Origin of the sequence: Pseudoalteromonas sp. D15MCD-2 (genome assembly GCF_038562745.1) — a bacterium.
Lineage (GTDB): Bacteria > Pseudomonadota > Gammaproteobacteria > Enterobacterales > Alteromonadaceae > Pseudoalteromonas.
Genome location: NZ_JBCFQE010000001.1, coordinates 440,960 through 462,362 on the forward strand (window position 1 = coordinate 440,960; position 21,403 = coordinate 462,362).

General features: G+C 42.8%; 24 protein-coding genes, 4 tRNA genes and 1 riboswitch. Of the genes, 22 read left to right on the top strand and 6 right to left on the bottom strand.

Annotated elements, in window-relative coordinates:
• The first annotated feature begins 32 nt into the window (after positions 1-32).
• Positions 33-599: an elongation factor P gene (gene efp, locus AADY36_RS01945; RefSeq protein ID WP_054554126.1), complete on the top strand. Its 567-nt coding sequence runs from the start codon at positions 33-35 to the stop codon at positions 597-599.
• A gap of 67 nt (positions 600-666) precedes the next feature.
• Positions 667-1,641 (top strand): elongation factor P--(R)-beta-lysine ligase, encoded by a 975-nt coding sequence (gene epmA / locus AADY36_RS01950; protein ID WP_054561131.1) that lies wholly within the window; start codon positions 667-669, stop codon positions 1,639-1,641.
• A gap of 61 nt (positions 1,642-1,702) precedes the next feature.
• Here the strand turns inward: epmA and AADY36_RS01955 are convergent, their stop codons facing one another.
• Positions 1,703-3,802: a TonB-dependent receptor gene (locus AADY36_RS01955; RefSeq protein ID WP_342408436.1), complete on the bottom strand. Its 2,100-nt coding sequence runs from the start codon at positions 3,800-3,802 to the stop codon at positions 1,703-1,705.
• Between the two features lie 123 nt (positions 3,803-3,925).
• Here AADY36_RS01955 and AADY36_RS01960 point away from each other — a divergent pair, with 123 nt between their 5' ends.
• From AADY36_RS01960 to AADY36_RS01995, 8 genes are all read left to right on the top strand, one after another.
• Positions 3,926-4,315, top strand: coding sequence for an acyl-CoA thioesterase (locus AADY36_RS01960; RefSeq protein WP_054561129.1), 390 nt, complete (start codon positions 3,926-3,928; stop codon positions 4,313-4,315).
• A 124-nt stretch (positions 4,316-4,439) separates the two neighbouring features.
• Positions 4,440-4,841 carry an META domain-containing protein gene (locus AADY36_RS01965; RefSeq protein ID WP_054561128.1) on the top strand — a complete coding sequence of 134 codons (402 nt, stop codon included), beginning with the start codon at positions 4,440-4,442 and terminating at the stop codon, positions 4,839-4,841.
• 64 nt (positions 4,842-4,905) lie between these two features.
• Positions 4,906-5,007, top strand: a riboswitch (TPP riboswitch).
• Positions 5,008-5,151: 144 nt separating this feature from the next.
• Positions 5,152-7,104 (top strand): phosphomethylpyrimidine synthase ThiC, encoded by a 1,953-nt coding sequence (thiC, locus tag AADY36_RS01970; protein ID WP_054561127.1) that lies wholly within the window; start codon positions 5,152-5,154, stop codon positions 7,102-7,104.
• Between the two features lie 72 nt (positions 7,105-7,176).
• Positions 7,177-8,181: an FAD-dependent oxidoreductase gene (locus tag AADY36_RS01975; RefSeq protein ID WP_342408437.1), complete on the top strand. Its 1,005-nt coding sequence runs from the start codon at positions 7,177-7,179 to the stop codon at positions 8,179-8,181.
• 8 nt (positions 8,182-8,189) lie between these two features.
• Positions 8,190-8,387, top strand: coding sequence for a sulfur carrier protein ThiS (gene thiS, locus AADY36_RS01980; RefSeq protein ID WP_171041525.1), 198 nt, complete (start codon positions 8,190-8,192; stop codon positions 8,385-8,387).
• 1 nt (position 8,388) lies between these two features.
• Entirely contained in the window at positions 8,389-9,171 is a 783-nt protein-coding gene (locus tag AADY36_RS01985) for a thiazole synthase (protein WP_054561124.1), read from the top strand.
• A gap of 15 nt (positions 9,172-9,186) precedes the next feature.
• Positions 9,187-10,710, top strand: a complete 1,524-nt coding sequence (gene thiE, locus AADY36_RS01990) for a thiamine phosphate synthase (RefSeq protein WP_342408438.1) — start codon at positions 9,187-9,189, stop codon at positions 10,708-10,710.
• A 1-nt stretch (position 10,711) separates the two neighbouring features.
• Positions 10,712-11,467: a HesA/MoeB/ThiF family protein gene (locus AADY36_RS01995; RefSeq protein ID WP_342408439.1), complete on the top strand. Its 756-nt coding sequence runs from the start codon at positions 10,712-10,714 to the stop codon at positions 11,465-11,467.
• Between the two features lie 64 nt (positions 11,468-11,531).
• Here AADY36_RS01995 and asd read toward each other — a convergent pair whose 3' ends face one another.
• Positions 11,532-12,398 (bottom strand): archaetidylserine decarboxylase, encoded by an 867-nt coding sequence (asd, locus tag AADY36_RS02000; protein ID WP_175083551.1) that lies wholly within the window; start codon positions 12,396-12,398, stop codon positions 11,532-11,534.
• A gap of 18 nt (positions 12,399-12,416) precedes the next feature.
• Positions 12,417-13,475: a small ribosomal subunit biogenesis GTPase RsgA gene (rsgA, locus tag AADY36_RS02005; RefSeq protein ID WP_054561121.1), complete on the bottom strand. Its 1,059-nt coding sequence runs from the start codon at positions 13,473-13,475 to the stop codon at positions 12,417-12,419.
• Positions 13,476-13,597: 122 nt separating this feature from the next.
• On the opposite strand from rsgA, the gene orn reads away from it, so the two are divergent.
• The 5 genes from orn to AADY36_RS02030 all read left to right on the top strand — a co-directional run bounded on the left by orn (position 13,598) and on the right by AADY36_RS02030 (position 15,365).
• Positions 13,598-14,143: an oligoribonuclease gene (gene orn, locus AADY36_RS02010; RefSeq protein WP_054554138.1), complete on the top strand. Its 546-nt coding sequence runs from the start codon at positions 13,598-13,600 to the stop codon at positions 14,141-14,143.
• Between the two features lie 420 nt (positions 14,144-14,563).
• Positions 14,564-14,639, top strand: a tRNA-Gly gene (locus tag AADY36_RS02015).
• 166 nt (positions 14,640-14,805) lie between these two features.
• Positions 14,806-14,881, top strand: a tRNA-Gly gene (locus AADY36_RS02020).
• A 166-nt stretch (positions 14,882-15,047) separates the two neighbouring features.
• Positions 15,048-15,123, top strand: a tRNA-Gly gene (locus AADY36_RS02025).
• Positions 15,124-15,289: 166 nt separating this feature from the next.
• Positions 15,290-15,365: transfer RNA gene (locus AADY36_RS02030), tRNA-Gly, on the top strand.
• A 77-nt stretch (positions 15,366-15,442) separates the two neighbouring features.
• Here the strand turns inward: AADY36_RS02030 and AADY36_RS02035 are convergent.
• From AADY36_RS02035 to AADY36_RS02045, 3 genes are all read right to left on the bottom strand, one after another.
• Positions 15,443-15,868, bottom strand: a complete 426-nt coding sequence (locus tag AADY36_RS02035) for a secondary thiamine-phosphate synthase enzyme YjbQ (RefSeq protein ID WP_054561120.1) — start codon at positions 15,866-15,868, stop codon at positions 15,443-15,445.
• Positions 15,865-16,332 carry a chemotaxis protein CheX gene (locus AADY36_RS02040; protein ID WP_054554140.1) on the bottom strand — a complete coding sequence of 156 codons (468 nt, stop codon included), beginning with the start codon at positions 16,330-16,332 and terminating at the stop codon, positions 15,865-15,867. The genes AADY36_RS02035 and AADY36_RS02040 overlap by 4 nt, the downstream gene beginning before the upstream one ends.
• 73 nt (positions 16,333-16,405) lie before the next feature.
• Positions 16,406-16,840 (bottom strand): transcriptional repressor, encoded by a 435-nt coding sequence (locus AADY36_RS02045; RefSeq protein WP_054554141.1) that lies wholly within the window; start codon positions 16,838-16,840, stop codon positions 16,406-16,408.
• A 94-nt stretch (positions 16,841-16,934) separates the two neighbouring features.
• Here AADY36_RS02045 and AADY36_RS02050 point away from each other — a divergent pair, with 94 nt between their 5' ends.
• The 7 genes from AADY36_RS02050 (at position 16,935) to AADY36_RS02080 (ending at position 21,398) form a co-directional block, all read left to right on the top strand.
• The gene (locus AADY36_RS02050) at positions 16,935-17,555 is read left to right on the top strand and encodes a MarC family protein (protein ID WP_054561119.1); all 621 of its coding nucleotides are present in this window, start codon (positions 16,935-16,937) and stop codon (positions 17,553-17,555) included.
• Between the two features lie 155 nt (positions 17,556-17,710).
• Positions 17,711-18,133 (top strand): hypothetical protein, encoded by a 423-nt coding sequence (locus tag AADY36_RS02055; RefSeq protein WP_130166181.1) that lies wholly within the window; start codon positions 17,711-17,713, stop codon positions 18,131-18,133.
• A gap of 236 nt (positions 18,134-18,369) precedes the next feature.
• Positions 18,370-19,347: a tRNA dihydrouridine(20/20a) synthase DusA gene (gene dusA / locus AADY36_RS02060; RefSeq protein WP_082422939.1), complete on the top strand. Its 978-nt coding sequence runs from the start codon at positions 18,370-18,372 to the stop codon at positions 19,345-19,347.
• A gap of 236 nt (positions 19,348-19,583) precedes the next feature.
• Positions 19,584-20,258 carry a PspA/IM30 family protein gene (locus AADY36_RS02065; protein ID WP_342408440.1) on the top strand — a complete coding sequence of 225 codons (675 nt, stop codon included), beginning with the start codon at positions 19,584-19,586 and terminating at the stop codon, positions 20,256-20,258.
• A gap of 10 nt (positions 20,259-20,268) precedes the next feature.
• On the top strand, positions 20,269-20,475 hold the full coding sequence (locus AADY36_RS02070) for a PspC domain-containing protein (RefSeq protein ID WP_054554145.1): 207 nt from the start codon (positions 20,269-20,271) through the stop codon (positions 20,473-20,475).
• A gap of 9 nt (positions 20,476-20,484) precedes the next feature.
• Entirely contained in the window at positions 20,485-20,811 is a 327-nt protein-coding gene (locus AADY36_RS02075) for a hypothetical protein (protein ID WP_054554146.1), read from the top strand.
• 80 nt (positions 20,812-20,891) lie between these two features.
• The gene (locus tag AADY36_RS02080) at positions 20,892-21,398 is read left to right on the top strand and encodes a copper chaperone PCu(A)C (RefSeq protein WP_054561116.1); all 507 of its coding nucleotides are present in this window, start codon (positions 20,892-20,894) and stop codon (positions 21,396-21,398) included.
• Positions 21,399-21,403 lie beyond the last annotated feature (5 nt).

Below are 21,403 nucleotides of genomic sequence, written 5' to 3' on the forward strand. Positions count from 1 at the left end.
GATTACTCGAAATTATTTAGACAGAGGAAACGATGGCGAATTATAGCACCAATGAGTTCAAGGGCGGCCTAAAAATTATGTTAGATGGCGAACCTTGCAGCATCTTAGAAAATGAAATGGTAAAACCAGGTAAAGGCCAGGCGTTTAACCGTGTTCGTATTCGTAAACTTATCACAGGTAAAGTACTAGAAAAAACATTCAAGTCAGGTGAATCAGTTGAAGGTGCAGACGTAATGGATACAGATTTAGCGTATCTATACACTGACGGTGAGTTCTGGCACTTCATGAACAACGAAACATTTGAGCAAATCGCTGCTGACGAAAAAGCGCTTGGCGACAATGCAAAATGGTTAGTTGAAAATGACGTTTGTACAATCACGCTTTGGAACGGTAGCCCAATCGCTGTGACTCCACCAAACTTCGTTGAATTAGAAATTACTGAAACAGATCCAGGTCTAAAAGGTGATACAGCGGGTACTGGCGGTAAACCAGCAACATTAAGCACAGGTGCTGTTGTTCGTGTTCCTCTATTCGTACAAATCGGCGAAGTGATCAAAGTTGATACACGTAGCGGTGAATACGTGAGCCGTGTTAAGTAACAGGCTTTGTTAAGCAATTTATTATAAAATCCCAGCTTCTGCTGGGATTTTTTTTGGGAAACACTTTATGTCTAATGTCCTTTGGCAACCAAGCGCCGATATTGAAACTTTACGCCACCGTGCCGCTATCATCCGCCGTATTCGCGAGTTCTTTTATGATCGTGATGTTATGGAGGTTGAAACGCCAAGCTTAAGTGCGGCCAGTGTAACCGATGTGCATTTAGCGACATTTAGTACCGAGTTTGTTGGTCCTGGTCATGCTGGTGGCCTACCACTTTATTTGCAAACGTCACCTGAGTTTGCCATGAAGCGTTTACTTGCTGCAGGCTCTGGGGCTATTTTCCAGCTATGCAAAGCTTTTCGTAATGAAGAGGCGGGTAGTCATCATAATCCTGAATTTACAATGCTTGAATGGTATCGTCCTGGTTTTGATGAATTTGCGCTTATGGATGAAATGGATGAGCTTATGCAATTGGTGCTTGGCGTAGAAAGCGCAGAGCGACTCACTTATCAGCAAGCCTTTATGAACGCCTTAGGTGTTGATCCTTTAACTGCTGATATCAGCACATTGCAGCAACTAGCAACAGAGCAGGGCTTTGCCGATATTGCCGCGAATGAAACACATCGCGATACCTTGTTACAGCTATTATTTTGTATGAAGGTTGAGCCAACGATTGGCCAAGAAAAGCCTTGTTTCGTTTATCATTTTCCTGCATCGCAAGCCGCTCTTGCGCAAATTTGTCAGCACGATGAGCGAGTAGCAGGGCGCTTTGAGTTATATTTTAAAAATATGGAACTGGCAAACGGCTTTAATGAGCTGACCAATGGCAAAGAGCAAGCAGCTCGTTTTAGTGAAGATAATCAGTACCGTGAAGCGAATGGATTAAAACAAGTGCCAATGGATGAGCGTTTAATAGCTGCACTAGAGCATGGCTTACCACAATGTGCGGGTGTCGCGCTGGGTATAGATCGACTCATTATGCTGGCAACAAATAAGCAAAAGATTAAAGACGTACTCGCCTTTGATGTTGAAAGGGCTTAACTTATTTGGCTCTAGGCTCTAGGTGTTTGGGTGCTAGGTAAAAAACCTAGCACCCAATTACTTATAGCTCGTAAATAAATGTCACACCGGCAACCATTGGTTCGCCAAGTTGTGTGTATGTATGAGTGGTGTAACCGTCTAATGGATCGTTACCAAACTCAAAACCACGAGTCGGTACGTCTTCGTCAAATAAGTTACGTGCCCATGCATTAATGCTCCAATTATCACTTTCATAACCAAATGAAGCATTCACTAAGTTGCTGCTAGGTGCTTGTGAGTTATGGCTATCAGAGAAGTAGTAATCGTCTTTGCCTTCTATACCAATTGATGCGTAAAGTGCTGGCGTAAAGTTATAACGCGCAGTGAATGCATATTGGTATTTAGGAGCTTGTGCTTGATCTCGACCATCTTGATCTAGGCCTGATTGCGCAACAAAGTCATTGATTTCTGTATGTAGATAACCTGCACTACCCGTTAGTAGTAAATTGTCAGTAGCTTGGAAGCTGCCTTCAATTTCTAAACCATAGTTTTCGCCAGAGCTGGCGTTATCGATATAACCTGTGAATTTTTGGCCTTCAACTTGCCACGATTTTAGCTGCATATCTTCACGGTACATGTAGAAAGCGGCAAGACGTAACACAAACTTATCGTCCAAAGAGCTTCCTTTCACACCAAACTCACCGCTCCATAGATATTCAGGGGCAAATGATGTGTGATTAGCAAAGAAATCAGCATCTAGGTTTAAGCCTTCGTCTTTTGCTTTTGCTAAAGCTTCAGAGTTAATACCGCCAGCTTTATAGCCACGAGTAATGCTGGTGTAGATCATGGTGCGATCAATAACTTGGTATTCAAGTGCAAGCTTACCGCCCACCATTACATCATCGGTTTCTTCAATAAAACCGTTATTGTCAATGTAGTCGCCTTGATACTGCTCAACACGTAAACCTGTGATTAAGGTTGTTTTTGGGCCGATAGGTGTTGCTAATTGACCGTATGCAGCAATATTGCTGGTTTCATAATTTGAGGTAAATGGTTGCGCAAGCCAAGTGTATTGACGTTCTAAGTCAACTTCGCGACCTTGATAATAAATGCCTGCGACCCACTCACCAGATTTACCACTAAATTGCAGCTCAGCCGCTTGATCTTGACGATCGCGAAAGTAAGCATCTGTTGAGCTATAACCCCAATCATGCAAGCCAGCAGCACATAACTCAGGTTGGGCTTCATCATTACACACCCAGTCTTCGTCATAGCTGTATAACAGCTCGCTGTCGATACCAGATAGGTTTAAGCTCACATCAAAAAAGTCAAAGCCGGTGTATATGTTTGCTAGGCCAACCGCAATGCTTTCTTGGTTGTCTTGGCCTGGCTCATCAGCAACACTGTAACGGCTGTTATCTAGTGTGAATGCGTCATAGCCGTTATTTATATCGATGTAATGTACATTCAGTTCAGTACGCAAATGCTCGGTCAATTGGCTGTGTAACTTAAAGCGAGAAACAAGCTCATCTTGTTGCTGGGTATCTTCACCTAAATAACGGTTTTCTACATACCCATCAGACTCACGTTGATAAATGCTGGCGCGTACTGCTGTGTCGTCGGTAATACCCGTACCTGCGGCAATACCTGCTTCATAGCTGTTGTAGTTGCCCGCACCTAATTGTATTTTCACACTTGGGTCAAGAGTGGGTGTTGAAGATTCCATTTGAATCATGCCAGCTAAGGCATCAGCACCAAAGCGAGTCCCTTGTGGGCCGCGATAAATTTCAACTTGGTCGATATCAAATAACAGTGAACTGCCGCCTAAACCAGAGTAGTTAATACCGTCGATCACTAAGCCAACTGAAGGATTAATAGGGTCAACAAACTGTGAGCGTAAACCAACACCACGAATTTGCACGAAACGACCACGAGATGCACCAGAGGTAAAGTTTACATTCGCTGCACTAGCAAGCATCTCATCTAAAAACTTTGCACCGCGTTGATTGATTTCATGATCTGAAAACAAGCTTGCGCTAGCACTAAGGGTTTGAATGCTTTCTCTTTTGAAATCACCGGTAACTTCAATCGTTTCTAGATCACCGTCTTCAGCGTAAGCAATCGAAGATGCTGCAAATAAAGGCAGGATGGCAGCAGATAATAATGATAAACGTCGTTTCATGCGGATTCTTAACTCCATTTTCGGGACTGCTATTCTAGCAACCTAGCTAGCCAAATGGCTATAAAATCAATTTTTATGGTATAAACGCAGGCAATTATACGTAAATTGATTAGGAATACGACTATGACCTTTAAAGTAGACTTTAAAGTGCGTGATTATGAGTGTGATTTACAAGGCATTGTTAATAACAGTGTTTATTTTAATTACCTAGAGCATGCTCGCCATGAGTTTTTACATGCTCAAGGTATCGACTTTGCAAAGCTAGCAAGAGAAAAAGTAAACCTTGTCGTGCTGCGAAGCGAAATGGATTACAAGGCATCACTAGTGCCGGGCGATGAGTTTTACGTTGCAGTTGAGCCTGAGCGTATCAGCCGTTTAAAGTTTGCTTTTAGGCAAACGGTGTATCGTAAACATGATGATAAAGTGATGCTGCAAGCTTTGGTGATTGGCACGTCGGTAAATGAAAAAGGTCGTCCTTTTTTACCAGAAGAAGTCGATAACTTATTCAAATAGTCTGCGTTGTTATTTAAAAAGCTAACTTAGAACAATTTTTTACAGATAAAACATGTTTTTTTAACGATCAATTGCGTTAAATGTTGTTATTATTACTATATTGAAATTTGAATCGTAAAAAAATATGAAGTTAGTAGCCTTGCCCCTCCTTTTAGTATTATTTTGCATGGGCTGCTCATCGACAGGGACAGTCACTAGTGAGCAATTAAAATATACACAGTGGCAATTATCAAAAGTGAATGGTTTAGCCATTCCTGTATCCCAAACAGCCTCGCTGCGTTTTATCGAAGCGATGCAGGTTAACGGCTTTGCTGGCTGTAATAAATTTTTTGGTGAAGGTGCGCTCAGCGAAGATACGCTAACAGTAAATAAGTTAGGTATGACACGTAAATCTTGTGGTGAGCAAGTTGATGCGCTTGAGCAGCAATTACTGTCAGCGCTAAAAGAAGGCGCAGCCATTACTTTAACTGGTGAGCAACTTACCCTACAAGGCGAGCACCATTTTACCTTCATTGCAAAAAACTAAAGTGGCTGAGCTTGCAGCAATTTTTTAACTGACGTACACTCAGGGCGTTTTAAAAGAAACGAATTTATACTTGTCGGAGTGCCTTAAATAAGGCTGAGATCGCGAAAGCGGGATCCGTGAACCTGATCAGGCTAACACCTGCGTAGGGAACAAGCTGCCTCACTGGGCGCTTGTGCGCCAAATTTTGGGGCATAAGCGGCACAGGCTGCACTAGTAAGCAATTAGCTTATTGACGATCCAATGGCGTTTGCCACTCTCTATTGCATTTGCAATATCTGACAAGACAACCCTTAAAGCAATGAGGTAAGTCATGTCAAACACAACAACTAAACCATCTCGCCGCGAAGTCCGCGCGGCTGCATCAGATTATATTTATAACTTAACGGGGCAACCGTTTCCTAATTCTCATAAAGTTTATGTAGAAGGTACACAAGACAATGTACGAGTAGGGATGCGTGAAATCACTCTCAGCGATACTTTTATCGGTGGCACTGAAGAGAACCCTGTATTTGAGCCTAACGCGCCAATTCGTGTTTACGATACATCAGGTCCATATACTGACCCAGATTTTCAACTTGATGTGCGCAAGGGTCTTGAAAAATACCGCGAAAAGTGGATTGAAAGCCGCGGCGACACTGAAATTTTAGACTCAGTGACTTCGCAGTTTTCTCAACAGCGAATGGCAGATGAAGGGTTAGATCATATCCGCTTTGAACATCTACCAAAGATCCGCCGTGCAAAAGCGGGTAAAAACGTGACCCAAATGCATTATGCGCGACAAGGCATTGTGACGCCTGAAATGGAATATGTCGCAATTCGTGAAAACATGGGACGCGCTAAAATTCGTGAAGAGTTACTAGCAGCCCAGCACAAAGGCGAATCGTTTGGCGCTAGCATTCCTGATTTTATTACCCCTGAATTTGTGCGTGATGAAATTGCCCGTGGCCGCGCCGTGCTTCCTAACAACATCAACCATCCTGAAACTGAGCCGATGATCATTGGCCGAAACTTCTTAGTTAAGGTGAACGCGAATATTGGTAATTCATCGGTCACATCATCAATCGAAGAAGAAGTAGAAAAAATGGTGTGGTCGACTCGTTGGGGCGCCGACACGGTGATGGACTTATCAACGGGCCGTTATATTCACGAAACCCGTGAATGGGTGGTGCGTAACTCGCCAGTACCAATTGGTACCGTACCAATTTACCAAGCGCTTGAAAAAGTAAATGGTGTGGCTGAAGACCTAACGTGGGAGATTTTCCGTGATACCTTGATTGAACAAGCAGAACAGGGTGTTGATTACTTTACCATTCACGCTGGCGTATTGTTGCGTTACGTGCCGATGACAGCAAAGCGTGTTACCGGTATTGTTTCCCGTGGTGGCTCAATCATGGCGAAATGGTGTTTAGCGCACCATAAAGAAAACTTCTTATACACGCATTTTGAAGAAATCTGTGAAATTTTAAAACAGTATGATGTGTGTTTTTCATTAGGTGATGGCTTGCGTCCGGGCTCTATTGCCGATGCTAATGACGAAGCCCAATTCAGCGAATTACGTACTTTAGGTGAGTTGACAAAACTTGCTTGGAAACATGATGTACAAGTGTTCATCGAAGGCCCAGGCCATGTGCCAATGCATATGATCAAAGAGAATATGGAAGAGCAGCTAAAACACTGTGAAGAAGCACCGTTTTACACGCTTGGTCCATTAACCACGGATATTGCACCGGGGTACGATCATTTCACATCAGGTATTGGCGCTGCGCAAATTGCTTGGTACGGCTGCGCTATGCTTTGTTATGTAACCCCTAAAGAGCATTTAGGCTTACCTAACAAAGAAGACGTTAAAGAAGGTTTAATCACTTACAAAATTGCTGCTCATGCTGCCGATTTGGCAAAAGGCCACCCGGGTGCGCAAGAGCGTGACAACGCATTATCAAAAGCGCGCTTTGAGTTCCGTTGGCACGACCAATTTAACCTAGGTTTAGACCCTGAACGCGCCCGCGAATATCACGACGAAACATTGCCACAAGAATCAGGCAAGATTGCACATTTCTGCTCTATGTGTGGCCCTAAGTTCTGCTCGATGAAGATCACTCAAGAAGTTCGTGATTACGCCAAAGATCTTGAAGCAAGAGGTATTGATCCAAATAACGTAGGTGATGCTATCGAAATCAAAATGGTCGATGTTGAAGCCGAAATGAAAGCGAAATCAGACGAGTTCAAAAAAACAGGCTCTGAGATTTACCACAAAGCAGTTTAATTGATGGAGCTAGGCATCAGCGATAGGCTCTGGGTATTTACCTAGGGCCTAGAGCTTAGGCCTAGAAAGTTTATGTCATTAAAGATAGCGATATTGGGCTTTGGTTTAACTGGCCGTTTAACTGCATTAGCACTTGCTAAAGAGCATCAGTTAAGTGTGTTTGAACAAGATGATGAACATGCTAGCAACAGTGCCGGTAGCGTTGCTGCAGCGATGTTAGCCCCCTTTGCAGAATCAGTCCTGTGTGAACAGGATTTAGCCATACAAGGGCTTAATAGCATCATTCGTTGGCAGCAAATTTTAAGTGAGCTCGATGAAGCGGTGTATTTTCAACAAACAGGCAGTTTAGTGGTTGCTCATCAGCAAGATAAGGGCGATTTACAAAGTTTTGTGAGCCGCTTAAAACCACTTGAAAGCTATCAGGCACAGGCATTGGTCGGCACTCAAATCGCTGATCTTGAGCCAGAACTAGCTGGGCGTTTCCATCAAGGTGTGTATTTACCTTGTGAAGGGCAGCTCGATAATCAGGCATTTTATTGCGCTAGTTTTAAAAAGCTTACCTCGCAAGGAGTGCAATTTAACTTTGGCTGTAAAGTTGAATTGAACGCCCATCAAGTGAATGGCCAAAGCTATGATTATGTATTTGATTGTCGCGGCTTGGGTGCTAAACAGGCTGAACCCTTACTGCGTGGAGTAAGAGGGGAGGTGGCGCGTTTATATGCACCAGAGGTGAACCTAACCAGACCGATACGACTGATGCATCCGCGTTACCCAATTTATATTGCTCCTAAGCCAAATCATCAATTTGTGATTGGTGCGACTGAAATCGAATCGCAAGACCGCGGTAAAGTCACCGTGCGCTCGGCGCTGGAGTTATTGTCTGCTGCTTATACCGTGCATAGCGGCTTTGCTGAAGGGCGTATCGAGAGCTTGCAATCAGGGCTTCGTCCAGCGTTTGCAGACAACCGCCCGAAAGTCACAAAACAAGGTCGAGTGATCAGTATTAATGGCTTGTACCGTCATGGCTATTTACTCGCGCCTCAGGTGGTTGATGACGCAGTGAGCTTAATTGCTTAAGGATAAAAATGAATATTTTAATTAATGGTCAGTCAGTTACAGTGAACGACAATACATCGCTCACTCAGGCGTTGAGCCAGTTTGGCGCAAGACCTCCATTTGCGGTTGCCGTTAATGGTGACTTTGTACCGCGCAGTCAATGCGATGCTAAAACCCTCAACGAAGGCGACAGCATTGAGTTATTGTCGCCAATTCAAGGAGGCTAAGATGGATAGTTTTTCGGTTTATGGTGAGCAGTTTACGAGTCGGTTACTGATAGGCTCAGCATTGTATCCTTCACCTAGTGTTATGCAGGATTCGATAGTGGCCTCACAGGCTGAGATTGTCACGGTTTCATTAAGACGTCAGCAAAGCGTTGCTGCGGGTGATGATTTTTGGCAATTGATAAAAAACACCGGGTTAAAGGTGCTGCCTAATACGGCGGGTTGTCATAGTGTGAAAGAAGCGGTGACCTTGGCACAAATGTGCCGCGAAGTGTTTGCCACTGATTGGATCAAGTTAGAGTTGATTGGTGATGAATATAATTTACAGCCCGATCCAATCGCACTGCTCGAAGCCACTAAAATTTTATTGGCCGATGGCTTTAAAGTTTTACCTTATTGCACAGATGATTTAGTGCTGTGTCAGCGCCTCGCTGACTTAGGCTGCGAAGTACTTATGCCTTGGGGGGCACCGATAGGCACGGGTAAAGGCTTACTGAATCCTTACAACTTAAAAATGATTCGTGAGCGCTTGCCAAACCATACTTTAATTGTTGATGCGGGCTTAGGTTTACCATCTCATGCCTGTCAAGCGCTTGAATTAGGGTATGATGCCGTATTATTAAATTCGGCGATTGCAGGTGCAGGTTGCCCAGTAACGATGAGTAAAGCGTTTAAGAGTGCGGTTGAAGCGGGGCGATATAGCTATTTGGCTAAAGCGATGCCAGAAAAAGACGTAGCAAGCCCATCAACGCCGACGCTTGGAATGCCATTTTGGCATCAAGAATAAAATGTGAGGAATAACATGAATCAGGTTGTATGGACCATAGCTGGCTCAGATTCGGGCGGCGGTGCAGGAATTCAAGCCGACATCAAGGCAATGCAAAGTTTTAATGTACATGGCTGTACGGTTATTACTGCTTTAACGGCACAAAATAGTTTAGGTGTAGAAGCACTTAACCCGATTTCAACAGAAGTGATTGAGTCGCAACTATTAGCCTTAGCCAGTGATATGCCTGCCAGTGTGATTAAAATTGGCATGCTTGCCAATGTGCAGCAAATACAGCTTATTAGTGAGCATTTAAAACATTACAAAGCAACTTGGGCAGAGCCGCCTTTGGTTGTTTATGATCCGGTTGCCATTGCCTCAAGTGGTGATTTATTAACAGAAGAAGATACTGTTAGTGCCATTAAAGAGTGCTTATTGCCATTAGTCGATGTAGTAACACCGAACACCCACGAAACGCAGCTATTAACCGGTGTTTATTTGATTGGCCCAAGCGCAGTGAAAGAAGCCGCAGAAAAGTTAACTGACTTTGGTGCAAAAGCGGTGATTATCAAAGGGGGTCATTGGGATTACCCAAGTGGCTATTGCATTGATTACTGCGTGCAAGGTGAGCAGGAATATTGGCTTGGTAACGAAAAAATTCAAACTCCGCATAGTCACGGTACTGGATGCAGTATGGCTTCTGTTATTGCAGCGTGTTTATCTAAACAGTATCCACTCAAAGATGCCTTTATTTTAGCAAAAGCCTATATAAACCAAGGATTAAAAGCAGCCGTTCGATATGGTGAAGGGATTGGCCCCGTTGCGCACACTTGCTTTCCAACAAATCTAGCAGATTACCCACAAGTCATCGAGGCGGGAAGTTGGCTAGGTGATGAACTCGACTTTGATTGCCCGGTTGACTTTACCATGGCCGCAGGTTTTGCCGAGTGCGACTCTAAACAGCTTGGTCTATATGCCGTTGTAGATACAGTTGATTGGTTAGAGAAGTGTTTAGCCGAAGGGGTTAAAACAGTTCAATTAAGAATGAAAAATGCAGACGATGCAGCACTTGATGAGTCGATTGCAAGTGCGGTTATGCTGGGGCAGAAGTACGATGCGCAGGTGTATATCAATGATTATTGGCAATTGGCGATTAAGCACGGCGCTTATGGTGTGCATTTAGGGCAAGAAGACTTACAAACCGCTAATTTAATTGCCATAAAAGAGGCGGGGTTACGCTTAGGTGTGTCGACTCATGGCTTTTATGAGATGCTACGCGCGCATAATTACAGACCAAGTTATATGGCGTTTGGTGCTATTTATCCAACCACCACCAAAGACATGACTGGGCAAATTCAGGGCTTAGAAAAGCTAGAAAAATTTGTGCCGTTGATGGCCGATTATCCAACGGTTGCAATTGGCGGGATTGATTTATCACGTGCTGAGCAAGTTGCTAGCACGGGTGTTGGCAGTGTTGCCGTAGTGCGTGCGATTACTGAAGCCGAAGACTACCAAGCAGCCATTGCCAAGTTAAAACAGCTGGTCGAAGGTCAGTCATAATATGAGCGCGTTAAGCGACAAAGAGCAAATTCGTTATAGCCGCCACTTGCTATTAAAAGAGGTGGGGCATGCGGGGCAGCAAAAGTTAAAGGCTGCACATATTGTGGTTGTAGGAGCTGGTGGGCTTGGCTCACCGGCACTGTTTTATTTAGCGGCAGCAGGAATAGGAACGCTCACTTTGATTGACGACGATAAAGTTGAGCTTTCAAATCTACAGCGACAAATACTCTATAAAGTAAACCACATGGGGCAGGCAAAAACACAGGCGGCTGCCAAAGTGTTAAGCAGTTTAAATAATCAAATTACGGTTAAGCCTCTATGCCAAAAGCTTGATGAAAGTAACTGTGCTGAGCTACTTGAAGGTGCTGACATCATTCTTGATTGCAGTGATAACTTTGCTACCCGCTATTTGGTTAATCGCTATTGTTTAGCTAAATCTATTCCGCTTGTTTCAGCTGCGGCTATTGCAACGCAGGGGCAGGTGATGAGTTTTGATTTTCGTGATGAACAAAGCCCTTGCTATAGCTGTATATTCCCGCAAACGGAGGAGCAAACAGCGCTTAATTGTGACAATGCTGGGGTATTGAGCCCTTTACTGGGTGTTATGGGAAGCATGCAAAGTTTATTGGCTATCAATATATTGCTTGGCCACAAAACGGGCAGCGAGTTTATTCAATTTGACGGGCTAACACTAATGCAGCAGCGCTTTAATATTCAAAAAGATAGTGAATGCTCAGAGTGTAATCGTGGAGTGTAGGCGCGATTTATTGTGAATTTTAAGCAAACCACTATTGCTCAAGTGGTTTGCTAAATTGAACTTATTAGTCGTTAATTTTCGCAAATGGTGTGCCCATGCGCGTCACTGTTTCTGGGTGTTGATCTGATAAGAACTCAGCTTGATTTGCACCCCAGGCTAAAATAACGGTCGAGCCTAACTTAAAGCGACCCATTTCTTCACCCTTCTTCAGAGTAATCGCGTTGTCACCTGTGGTTGGGTAATTCCAACTAAATACATCTTTACCTGCTGGTGGCGTGACTGTGCCTGCCCAAATAGTCTCGATGCTAGCAACAATTGTTGCACCAACAAGTACCATGGCTAGCGGGCCAATTTCAGTCTCAAAGATAGCCACAACACGCTCGTTACGAGCAAATAGGTTAGGTACATTTTGCGCTGTTAACGGATTTACCGAAAATAAATCACCCGGTACGTAGATCATTTTGCTCAGCGTACCATCAACAGGCATGTGAATACGGTGGTAATCTTTAGGCGCTAAATAAATAGTGGCAAATTTACCGCCTAAAAACGGCGCTGTGTCTTCTTCTTTGCCACCAAGGAGTGCTTGTAAGCTGTAGTCATGGCCTTTTGCTTGGATGATTTGACCGTCTACTACATCGCCTAATTGGCTAATTGCACCATCAACTGGGTGAGCAATAATGTCGCTTTCTTCAGCAAGTGGACGAATACCTTCTTTTAATGGGCGAGTGAAAAACTCATTAAAAGTTTTGTAATGAGCTGGATCTGGGTATTTAGCCTCACTCATATCAATTTTGTATTGTTTGATAAACAATTTAATTAAGGCCGTTGTTAAGCCACCCGCTTTTGCTGCTGCTAACTTGCCAACCATGCGCGAAATGAAATGTTTTGGCATGGCATATTGCATAGCAATTTTGAATTTATCTAAACTCACTTGTTATTTCCTAAATAGTTATACGCGAGGAGCGCGTGCACCAGCACGGCCGTCGGCCATAGTTTCTAAAATTCGGTGGTAACTGTCAAAACGAAGTTCTGAAATTTCACCATCATCAACAGCTTGGCGAATTATACAGCCAGGATCGTTTAAATGCTTACAATCGCGAAAACGACAGCCACCAATAAAATCACGGAACTCTTTAAAGCACCATGTAACGCGCTCAACATCTAAATGCCATAAGCCAAACTCACGAATTCCTGGTGAGTCGATTAGGTTACCACCACTTGGTAAATGGTGTAATCGCGATACGGTTGTTGTGTGTTGACCAAGGCCGCTGTTCTCAGAGACTTCTTGGGTTAGGATGTCTGCATCTGGCAGTACAGTGTTTACTAAGGTTGATTTACCCACACCACTTTGACCAACAAAAATGCTGTTTTTATCGACCAGTTTTTGTTTAAGCTCAGCAATGCCTTGACCGGTTTTATTACTGACTAATAGTACTTGATAACCAAGGTCGCGATAGATATCGAGAATTTCATCAATAAAAGCAAGGCCTTCATCGTCAATTAAATCTATTTTATTAAGCACTAAAATAGGCTCAATCCCCATGTCTTCACAGGCAACTAAATAGCGGTCGATAATGTTTGGCGTAAACTCAGGGAGTACTGCAGAGACCATTAAAATTTGGTCGATATTGGCAGCGACGACTTTCACGCCGTCATAAAAATCAGGTCGTGTTAGTTGTGAGCGACGCTCATGGGTTGCTTCAATAACGCCTGCTAAGTCGCCTTCGCTAACTTTTGCACGGCGAAAAATAACTTCATCACCACATACAAGGCTCGATACAGTTCTGCGTATATTACAGCGCAATACTTCACCTGATTCGGTTTCGATATCGGCATGTTGGCCAAATCGACTGATCACAACCGCATTTTCGGCAGGGCCTAAATTGTCATTTTGCCATTGCACAGTTGCCCCTTTCTGTTGCTTTTTGTCTGCATTAGAGAGGCGTTTTTGATGATTGGCCTTAATTCGACGTGATTGGCCTTTACTTAATTTCTTTTGTTTTGCCACTTTTGGCCTATAACTTGAGTAAATGTCGGGCTTTTTGAAAAAAAAGCTTTAGGTCGACTGATGATACTAATATGATATATCTAAATGCGTTGGATCTAAAGGAAAGCACCGCTAAGGTAACTATGTCTTTTCATAAATCAAATCTTATCTGGCTCGACCTGGAAATGACAGGCCTCGAACCAGCAACAGATAAAATACTCGAAATTGCCACTGTTGTCACCGACAGTGATTTAAACATCTTGGCTGAAGGCCCTGTTATTGCTATTCATCAAAGCGATGAACTGCTTGATGGCATGGACGAGTGGTGCACGACTCAGCACGGTCAATCTGGTTTAACAGCTCGTTGTAAAGCAAGCACATTCACTGAACAAGATGCTATTGATCAAACATTGGCATTTCTAAAGCAATGGGTACCTGCGGGTGCTTCACCTATGTGTGGTAATTCTATCGGCCAAGACCGCCGTTTTATGAATAAGTACATGCCTGAATTGGAAGACTACTTTCACTACCGTAACCTTGATGTGAGTACCGTTAAAGAACTTGCACGTCGTTGGAAACCTGACGTATTAGCGCAAGTGAACAAAAAAGGTTCACATCTAGCCCTCGACGATATCAAAGATTCGATCATGGAATTAAAGGTTTACCAAGAAAAATTCTTTAATTTGTAAAAAACATTTGCAAACACATCGGATTATTGTAGAATCCTGCCCCGCTTAAGACGTTAACCCCCGCGGGGTTGGTATGTCTCTAAGTAATTGAATGCGGCACTAGCTCAGTTGCCAGAACGTTTTACCGCAACCTTCAGGTTGTGCGCCAACGGACAAATTACTGACTACTTTTGAATGCGGCACTAGCTCAGTTGCCAGAACGTTTACCGCAACCTTCAGGTTGTGCGCCAACGGACAAATTACTGACTACTTTTGAATGCGGCACTAGCTCAGTTGCCAGAACGTTTACCGCAACCTTCAGGTTGTGCGCCAACGGACAAATTACTGACTACTTTTAATGCGGCACTAGCTCAGTTGCCAGAACGTTTTACCGCAACCTTCAGGTTGTGCGACAACGGACAAATTACTGACTACTTTAAAGCGGCACTAGCTCAGTTGGTAGAGCGCAACCTTGCCAAGGTTGAGGTCACGAGTTCGAGCCTCGTGTGCCGCTCCAATTTCTCACCAAAAGAAATTGGCTTAAGTTTCAAGGGGAAAGTAACTAACTTGAAGCTTGTAACTTAAAACTAGTAACTTATTGTGCGGCACTAGCTCAGTTGCCAGAACGTTTAACCGCAACCTTCAGGTTGTGCGCCAACGGACAAATTACTGACTACTTTAAAGCGGCACTAGCTCAGTTGGTAGAGCGCAACCTTGCCAAGGTTGAGGTCACGAGTTCGAGCCTCGTGTGCCGCTCCAATTTCTCACCAAAAGAAATTGGCTTAAGTTTCAAGGGGAAAGTAACTAACTTGAAGCTTGTAACTTAAAACTAGTAACTTATTGTGCGGCACTAGTTCAGTTGCCAGAACGTTTAACCGCAACCTTCAGGTTGTGCGCCAACGGACAAATTACTGACTACTTTAAAGCGGCACTAGCTCAGTTGGTAGAGCGCAACCTTGCCAAGGTTGAGGTCACGAGTTCGAGCCTCGTGTGCCGCTCCAATTTCTTCACCAAAAGAAATTGGCTTAAGTTTCAAGTGGAAGTAATTAACTTGAAGCTTGTAACTTAAAACTAGTAACTTATTGTGCGGCACTAGTTCAGTTGCCAGAACGTTTAACCGCAACCTTCAGGTTGTGCGCCAACGGACAAATTACTGACTACTTTAAAGCGGCACTAGCTCAGTTGGTAGAGCGCAACCTTGCCAAGGTTGAGGTCACGAGTTCGAGCCTCGTGTGCCGCTCCAATCTCTAAAAAATCCCAAAAACACTTTCTTAAATATAAAGCCAAGTTTTGCTTACAGCTTACAGCTTACAGCTAGTTTTAGATCTGGCCTTGAACAGTCGCGATAATACGTCTAGCGCCACCATGATCTCGGTGTTCACCTAAATAGATACCTTGCCAAGTACCTAGCATTAAACGGCCTTGGTTAATTGGAATAGTGAGCTCAGCACCTAGTGTACTGCTTTTTATGTGGGCTGGCATGTCGTCATCACCTTCATAATCATGGCGGTAATAACTTTGTCGTTCTGGCACAAAATGATTGAAGTGACTTTCCATATCCATTCTTACTGTAGGATCTGCATTTTCGTTAATAGTTAAGCTTGCAGAAGTGTGTTGAATGAATAGGTGTAATAAGCCGACTTTGTATTGTGCTATTTCTGGAAGTTGACGAAGTAGCTCGTCATCAATGATGTGAAAGCCTCGTGAGCGAGGCTTCAATTGAATGGTTTTTTGCTGCCAGCTCATAGTTTATCAAAGCTAACTTCAATATTGGCGTTACCATCAGCAGACGTGAATGGAATTAACACCTTGGCGCCTTCACATTTATGTGCAATTGTATGTCCCTTACCAGACACTACAACTGGCGTTGCCATATCAAACTCATAGCCTTTTTCGCCAAGTAAGTTTTTAGCGCCACCTGTCACCATGTTAGTAATTTCACCTACCATGTCGGTTACTTCTTCGTTCACCGTATCAGGGCGTTCACCTAGCATTCTTTCCATAATCGTCAGTGCTAGATTTTCATCAAAGGTGATTGAAAGTGAACCTTTAGTTTGTGGGCCAACCATACCAATCAAACCTGATACATCGCCACGGGCTAGTTCGTCTTTCTTTAAACTAGGTTTGCCCGGCTTTAATTCTGTTTGAGCCATAGTGCTCAAAACATTTAATAATGATGATAAAAAAGGGTTGATGAACTCCACATTCATTATTTATTTTCCCTTAGGTTTCGAAATGCTGTTAATCATACTTTAAGTGTAGTGGTTGTTTCAAACACCGCACTTATTCTTTGCATTTTTCGCATTTACCGTGCGCTTCAATTGTTTGTCCTGAGACAATAAACCCACTTTCTGCTGCTAAGTTATTAAGTTCATGAGAAATTACTGTTGAATGTAATTCTTTTACATAACCACAGCTGTCACAAATTAATAACTGTACAGGGTGAATGTGATCGAAATGATGGCACAGCATAAATGAGTTGGTGCTTTCAATTTTATGAATAAAGCCAAGTTCCGATAAGAAATCGAGCGCTCGATAAATAGTGGCAGGTTTTGCGCCTGACTCAGTTAATTTGAGTTGTTCTAATAGGTCATAAGCACCCACACCACCTTGCGCACTAGCTAATAGGCGGAATACTTTTTCACGGATAGGTGTGAAACGTGCACCACGATTATCGCATACTTGTTTTGCTTTACTGACGAGTGATTCTATATTCATCTTCTCTTATCCTTACGCTACCGTGATATACTAACATACTGTATTGTAGTTGCAGTGTTTTTATTCACTAACACGTTTTCAGGGGGTTTTCTTAATGAATGAATTGCTAGCTGCATTCATTTTCTTTTTTGCCGTCATTGATCCTATCGGGACCGTGCCTGTTTTTATTGCTGTTACACGCTGGGATGACGCCAAATTTAAGCGCAAAGTTGCATTAAAAGCGGTTGGTGTTTCGGCATTAGTGCTATTATTTTTTGTTGTTGCGGGCGAGTTACTTTTAAACGCGATCAATATTCCACTTTCGGCATTTCAGATTGCCGGAGGTATCGTATTATTACTGTTTGCTCTGTCGATGATCTTCGGTGAAAGTAAACCAGAAACAGAAATCAAAAGTGTTCGAGATAGCACCGAAACCGCTATTTTTCCGTTGGCGATTCCTTCTATTGCCAGCCCCGGTGCTATGCTTGGTGCAGTACTGATGACTCGAAATACCGAATACACTTGGTATGAGCAACTTATAACCTCATCAATTATGCTTTCTGTACTAGTAATTGTATTGGTTTTATTACTGCTTGCCACGCATGTTCATAAGTTAATTGGTGATAGTGGCGCGAGCATTATCAGTCGGGTGATGGGCTTAATTTTATCGTCAGTAGCGGTTACCAATATCTTAGGCGGTATCGCTCACTACTTCGGTTTGAGTGTTGTCGGCTAGTTTTAATTTAAAGTGCATTTTCAGTGATTTAAACTTTGAATAATTGCCTTCTTTTATCTAACTTTAAAGAAGGCAATATAAAATTTAAGGAACAAAGAATGCTAATCAAAAATGTCGTCTTATCTGTTTTTCTGATTTTTAGTTTAGGTGCTTGCATGGAGCCGACCTATGATAGTGGTAAGCTAAAAGTTATCGAAGTAACAGATCATGATTTTAAAATTAATGGTGAAAGCGCAGTAACCGTAATTGTTGGTCATGCCAATGTGGCGGAATACAGCTTCTCACTTCGTAAAAGTGATTTAAAGAAAGGCACGCTCCTGCAGTCTGTGTCTGACAGTAATCCAAATGTACGTGCAGATGGTACCTTCTTTAGTGAATATTATGTGCAATCAAAAGATCATGATACGCGTGCATCAATTGAAATTGTCGAAATGGACCCCGTTGAGAAAGTAGCACGAATTGCAGTGGGCGCTAAATTAGTTAACCTCAAGAACGAGGACTACAAAGAGCTTGAAATTACGATTTTGGAACTAACGGGCCAAAACCTTGAACACCTTCTTAGTAAAGTAAAAATGTAGTCTTAGTATTTAACCTTATTCATCAAAGAAGTGAGATTGCAGTACACTTCTTCGCCTCTTTTCACCATCTGATCTTCGATTAAGCCATGCCGCGAGCTAGCTTCGGTGGTATAATGGTCACAATTTTTCATTTCGGTGCATACCTAAAGGGTATGTGTCATCGCTATATTAAGCGTTAATCGTATTAGGTAATTTAAGTTGCAAGTAAATGCATTGATCTTTAAAGGGGCCATGTTATGAGCACAACGACATTAAACCGCCGTTTTTCCGTGGCACCCATGTTAGATTGGACTGATCGTCACTGTCGAACCTTTCACCGTAAAATGACTAAGCATGCTGTGCTTTACACTGAGATGGTGACAACCGGCGCTATTTTATTTGGTAAAGGCGATTACCTACACTTTAATGAGCATGAAGGGCCAGTGGCATTGCAACTTGGTGGCTCAGATCCTGAAGCGTTGGCTAAGTGTGCAAAGTTAGCGGCGGAGCGCGGCTATCATGAAGTAAATTTAAATGTCGGCTGTCCGTCTGATCGCGTGCAAAATGGTCGTTTTGGTGCTTGTTTAATGGCTGAGCCTAAACTGGTTGCTGACTGCGTTGCTGCAATGAAGGCCGAAGTGACTATTCCTGTTACTGTTAAAACGCGCATTGGTATTGATGAGCAAGATTCGTATGAGTTTTTATGTGCTTTAATTGAAGCGAGTCATGATGTTGGTTGTGATGACTTTATTATTCATGCGCGTAAAGCTTGGTTAAATGGCTTAAGCCCAAAAGAAAATCGTGAGATCCCACCTCTTGATTACCCGCGCGTTTATCAGTTGAAAAAAGATTATCCGCAATTGCATTTAAGCTTAAATGGTGGCGTGAAAACAATTGCTGATAGCGTAGCTCACCTTGAGTATGTTGATGGCATTATGATTGGTCGTGAAGCGTATAGTAATCCGTTTATTTTGTCTGAGGTCGACGAAAACATATATGGTGATGAAGCCTTTACGCTGAGTCGTCATCAGGTTGTGCGCTCGATGTATGACTATATTGAAGATGAAATGAGCAAAGGCGCTAACTTTTGGCATATTGCTCGCCATATGTTGGGAATTTTCCAAGGCCAACCTGGTGCGCGTGGTTTTAGACGCCATCTTTCAGAAAAAGGCCATGGTAAAGCGGCCGATTTATCTGTTATGGATAAAGCCTTAAGTTTTGTCCCAGAAGCCTAATCATTTACCCTATTAAAAAAGCCACATTTTGTGGCTTTTTTTGATCCTAAAATTTAGTGAAAAAGTTAATTTTTTAGTCAAATTAGTTATTTTTCATTCAGTCACTAGTCAGCCTAAATCTAAATTTAATTGACTCAACTCATTGTATATAAATGATAATTTTAATTTATTCGTTAGTTGGCACAAGAATTGGAATCTCCTAGCTGTATTAACCCAATAATCAACAGGAGAGTCACATGGGTGTATTAAATCGCGTAAATGACATTATTCAGGCAAACCTTTCTGCAGCATTAGACAAAGCTGAAGATCCTGAAAAGTTACTTAATCTACTCGTGCAAGAAATGCAGGATGCACTGACCGAATGCCGTGCAACTGCTGCGACATTTTTAACGCAAGAAAAGCAAATGAAGCGTGAAATTGCAGCGAAAAAAGCGAAAGTAGCTGACTGGCAAGCGAAAGCAGAAAAAGCGTTGAGTAAAGATCGTGATGATCTTGCCAAAGCAGCATTAGTTGAAAAGCAGCGTTTAACGACAGAAATCGAAGCGCAACAAGCTGAAATGGATAAAGTGGTAGAGTCACTCGCTAAATTGACAGAAGATTGTCAGCGTTTACAAAACAAGCTTGCAGATGCAAAAGCCAAACAGCTGACTTACATGCAAAAAGAACGCGTTGTTACAGCACGCTTAAAAGTAAAAGAGCAGCTTCATAGCAGTAAAGTTGAAGATGCATTAGCGCGTTTTGACTATTTAGAGCAGCGCGTTGAAAACATTGAGTCGCAAGTTGAAGCGTATGAACTGACACAAAGTGATGCTGCAAATTCAACAGCAGCACAATTCGCTGCCCTTGAGAAAGATGAAGCAATCGATAAAGAGCTTGCTGACTTGAAAGCAACGATGAAGCAGTCGGCTTAGGAGGTTAATAATGAATACTTATCACACATCGACACGTTGGTACCGTGATCTGAGTAATAAAAAGATCTCGGGTGTGTGTAGCGGACTCGCTGCGCGCTTGGGCTTCCCTGTATGGTCAACACGTTTGGTCATGATCATATTACTTATTCAAATGCCGCTGTTAATAGGCGTGGGTTATTTAGTGGCTCATTGCACTTTACCAGTGAAAGGTTACTAGGAGTAGGACATGAAAACGTTAGCTATCATCATTTTGGCAATGTTATTACTATGCACTGATGCGGTTTCATTTGTATCGTTTGACTCATGGCAATTACCTTTATCAATTGCTGATATGAGTTGGGCTGGGCTTGAGGTCATCGGTGCAATAGTGGCAGTCATTGCCGTCGTTGCAGGTGTTGCGCTATTCACTATTGGGCTGCTAGGCGCAGGTGTTGTTGCTTTGATTGGTGTTGTGCTTGCGTTTTTATTTGGCTCAGTAATGATTGCATGGCCACTTTTACTCATCGCAGCATTATGCTGGTTGATTGCCGATAACAAAAAATCGCCAGCTTAAGGTACTAATAAACTGCCTTAATACATAAAATATGCTAAATTTAGCGGGTAAGTTAATGTCTTAACAAGGATTAAAACATAATGAAACTGTGGCCCGCACTCTCTTTTCTTACCGCAAGTTTATTCTTTAGTACTTTTTCATCTGCCCATAGTGGCCATGACCATAGCGATGTTGCCGAAGTAACTGTAAGCAACGCGCAGGTACGTGAATTTTTACCAGCCAGTAAAGCCAGCGTGGCTTATTTAACTATTACTAACCCAAGTGAGCATGCAACGGTATTAACTAAAGCTGAGCTTGATGGTTTAGGACGTGTTGAAATTCATCAGCATACTCATGTTGATGGCATGATGAAAATGGAACAGGTTTTATCATTAAAGATTGATGGTCACAGCAGTGTTGAGTTTAAACCGGGTGGTTATCACTTAATGGTGTTTGAACCTGAAGATCAACTAAAAGCAGGGCAAGAACGAAAACTCACGCTATATTTTAATGATGGCAATCGAGTTTTTACTCAAGCCAAGGTTGTGTCTTTACAAGAAATGTCTGAGCAGGCATCAAAAAAAAGTAAAGAGCACTCACATCACTAGGAGGT

What these genes read in the sequence shown, in the direction of transcription:
- orn (WP_054554138.1), top strand. Translation starts at nt 13,598, where the DNA reads ATGTCTTTTCATAAATCAAATCTTATCTGGCTCGACCTGGAAATGACA.
- thiC (WP_054561127.1), top strand. Translation starts at nt 5,152, where the DNA reads ATGTCAAACACAACAACTAAACCATCTCGCCGCGAAGTCCGCGCGGCT.
- efp (WP_054554126.1), top strand. Translation starts at nt 33, where the DNA reads ATGGCGAATTATAGCACCAATGAGTTCAAGGGCGGCCTAAAAATTATG.
- AADY36_RS02065 (WP_342408440.1), top strand. Translation starts at nt 19,584, where the DNA reads ATGGGTGTATTAAATCGCGTAAATGACATTATTCAGGCAAACCTTTCT.
- AADY36_RS01955 (WP_342408436.1), bottom strand. Translation starts at nt 3,802, where the DNA reads ATGAAACGACGTTTATCATTATTATCTGCTGCCATCCTGCCTTTATTT.
- thiS (WP_171041525.1), top strand. Translation starts at nt 8,190, where the DNA reads ATGAATATTTTAATTAATGGTCAGTCAGTTACAGTGAACGACAATACA.
- dusA (WP_082422939.1), top strand. Translation starts at nt 18,370, where the DNA reads ATGAGCACAACGACATTAAACCGCCGTTTTTCCGTGGCACCCATGTTA.
- AADY36_RS02080 (WP_054561116.1), top strand. Translation starts at nt 20,892, where the DNA reads ATGAAACTGTGGCCCGCACTCTCTTTTCTTACCGCAAGTTTATTCTTT.
- AADY36_RS02040 (WP_054554140.1), bottom strand. Translation starts at nt 16,332, where the DNA reads ATGAATGTGGAGTTCATCAACCCTTTTTTATCATCATTATTAAATGTT.
- AADY36_RS01960 (WP_054561129.1), top strand. Translation starts at nt 3,926, where the DNA reads ATGACCTTTAAAGTAGACTTTAAAGTGCGTGATTATGAGTGTGATTTA.
- AADY36_RS01995 (WP_342408439.1), top strand. Translation starts at nt 10,712, where the DNA reads ATGAGCGCGTTAAGCGACAAAGAGCAAATTCGTTATAGCCGCCACTTG.
- AADY36_RS02050 (WP_054561119.1), top strand. Translation starts at nt 16,935, where the DNA reads ATGAATGAATTGCTAGCTGCATTCATTTTCTTTTTTGCCGTCATTGAT.
- epmA (WP_054561131.1), top strand. Translation starts at nt 667, where the DNA reads ATGTCTAATGTCCTTTGGCAACCAAGCGCCGATATTGAAACTTTACGC.
- AADY36_RS01975 (WP_342408437.1), top strand. Translation starts at nt 7,177, where the DNA reads ATGTCATTAAAGATAGCGATATTGGGCTTTGGTTTAACTGGCCGTTTA.
- AADY36_RS02070 (WP_054554145.1), top strand. Translation starts at nt 20,269, where the DNA reads ATGAATACTTATCACACATCGACACGTTGGTACCGTGATCTGAGTAAT.
- AADY36_RS02055 (WP_130166181.1), top strand. Translation starts at nt 17,711, where the DNA reads ATGGAGCCGACCTATGATAGTGGTAAGCTAAAAGTTATCGAAGTAACA.
- AADY36_RS02045 (WP_054554141.1), bottom strand. Translation starts at nt 16,840, where the DNA reads ATGAATATAGAATCACTCGTCAGTAAAGCAAAACAAGTATGCGATAAT.
- AADY36_RS01985 (WP_054561124.1), top strand. Translation starts at nt 8,389, where the DNA reads ATGGATAGTTTTTCGGTTTATGGTGAGCAGTTTACGAGTCGGTTACTG.
- AADY36_RS01965 (WP_054561128.1), top strand. Translation starts at nt 4,440, where the DNA reads ATGAAGTTAGTAGCCTTGCCCCTCCTTTTAGTATTATTTTGCATGGGC.
- AADY36_RS02035 (WP_054561120.1), bottom strand. Translation starts at nt 15,868, where the DNA reads ATGAGCTGGCAGCAAAAAACCATTCAATTGAAGCCTCGCTCACGAGGC.
- thiE (WP_342408438.1), top strand. Translation starts at nt 9,187, where the DNA reads ATGAATCAGGTTGTATGGACCATAGCTGGCTCAGATTCGGGCGGCGGT.
- AADY36_RS02075 (WP_054554146.1), top strand. Translation starts at nt 20,485, where the DNA reads ATGAAAACGTTAGCTATCATCATTTTGGCAATGTTATTACTATGCACT.